Here is a 1,873-nt window from a genome sequence, read left to right on the forward strand (position 1 = left end):
ATCGAGGGACGATAGCCCAAGTGGGGTCGGAGGCGTATGCGGCGTCCATCTTGGGCGTCATGGATTTCCACTTGGTATAAGCGGTTGCAGCGTTGGCTACGCCGGCATTGGCGGCGGCGCCCAGCATGCCACGCATGTACGCGGCGGCCCCCCCGGCCTCCTCGGGATAGCCCTCGACACCTACGCTTGAGCACGCTGTGTTGCTCACACCAGGATAGTTCTGTTCAAACAGTACTTTCCAGCTATTGACGAAGTTACCGTTGGCGTCACGAATGTTCCAGTAGTAGCCCGGTGCCTGTGCGGCACAGAAGCCGTTGGCTTCATTGACCACGCGGCCTACATTGAACTTGCTGAACCAGTCCAGCACATTCTTGGCCTTGGGCTCGCCGGCCTCAGCCAGGCGGCTGAAGACAATGCCCACGAAGTCGTCTTGCCAGGGAGCCGTGAGACCGAATTCATCGGGCTTTTCGATAGCGCCCAGGGGCGACTGGTTGGGGTTGTTGATGTAGTTCGTCGCGTACCAATCCATGTTGTTGGTCAGCACCTTGCCGAACACGCCCTTCATGGCGTGGCTGTCGGGCAACGCGTAGGCTGCCTCACTGATGGAGCGCAGCATCCAGGCCTGGGCCCGCACCTGATCCCACTTGACCAGACCAGTGTCGCGGTTGCGGTACTCGGGCCCGGGAGGCGCATCGGTCAGATTCCAGCTGGCCCAGAACGAGAGCTCATCTTGGTAGAAGGCATCACCCGTGATCAGGTACGGCACATAGGCAAGGGACGGCTGGTGCGCCTGATCCGGTGTCCAGATGGTGGAGTCGGTGGCTGCGGGCACGAACGGCACCGAACTGGGGTAGCGGGTCGTGACGTCGGGGTACTTCGCGATGCTCAGCGGCTGATCCGTGTTTTCATCGCGGTAATGCACTGGGATGCCACCGGCGGCATCAGCGTTGGCCAAGAGGCTGGCGCGGGCGCGATCGTCCTGGGATACCAGATACAAGGCGGCCCAGCGCGGCAGCGGGCCGATGTCGATGCGGCCCCCCGTGGTGGGGAAGTACGGCAGGATATAGGCCGCGCCCATCGGCTTGGTATCTGCACTGGCCAAGGCCGCTGCATCGGCTGCCAGCACGCTCTCGGGCACCTTCAGGTTCAGGTCATAGTTCCACGTGATGCGGCTGGCCATGAAGTACGGCATGTTGTGGCGCAGGCGGTTGGCGGGTTGCGTGCCACCGGTCCACAAGACCTTGTGCCAGCGTGCATGGTGGTTGTGGGTGAACTTGGGCTGGGTGTACAGCACCGTGCCATTGCGCTTGATGGCCAGGCTGTAGGTGATGTTGCCCGGTGCGGTCGTGAACGTGCGCGTGTTCTCCAGCACCACATCGGTGCGGATGCGATTGCCGCCATCGTAGAGACCGGCATGCAGCCGGGCTGTCAGGTGCGGATGCACGGCGCCGGTGGCCTTGTTCTTGAAGGGTGTGACCACCGTGTACTCCGAGGCGACGGAGCCGCTGAGTCGGCGCCCGGTGTTCTGGGCAATCTGGTTTTGCAGCTGCGCTTGCGGCTGGGCCACCAAAGTGGCGGTCACGTTGCCGCTGGCGTCGTACACCTGCGCTTCCAGCTCCAGGTTCCAGTCAGGGGTGGCCGGCACGCTGGGGGTGGAGGTGGTCTTGGCGCCAGGAAAGAGGTTGATGATGCGTGTTTCACCGGGCTGAACGTTGCTCAGCTGAGCGCTGAGCACGGCGAACCTGGCAGAGCCATCGCGGTGCGACGAGACTTCGTCGGTTTGCAGGGGAATGGTCGCTCCGCCTACCTGGGCCACGAGTCCCTGTGTGGTGGGTAGCCAGTCGCCCGCTTTGAAGGGTTGGCCGAAGGTGAC

At 63.1% G+C, this 1,873-nt stretch carries 1 protein-coding gene; it reads right to left on the reverse strand.

Annotated features, from left to right (window positions below):
• The coding region (locus ACDELDRAFT_RS21955; protein WP_005800811.1) for a hypothetical protein at positions 1 to 1,873 on the reverse strand (1,873 nt) is incomplete at both ends.

Origin of the sequence: Acidovorax delafieldii 2AN, assembly GCF_000175235.1 — a bacterium.
GTDB classification, from domain to species: Bacteria; Pseudomonadota; Gammaproteobacteria; order Burkholderiales; family Burkholderiaceae_C; genus Acidovorax; species Acidovorax delafieldii_B.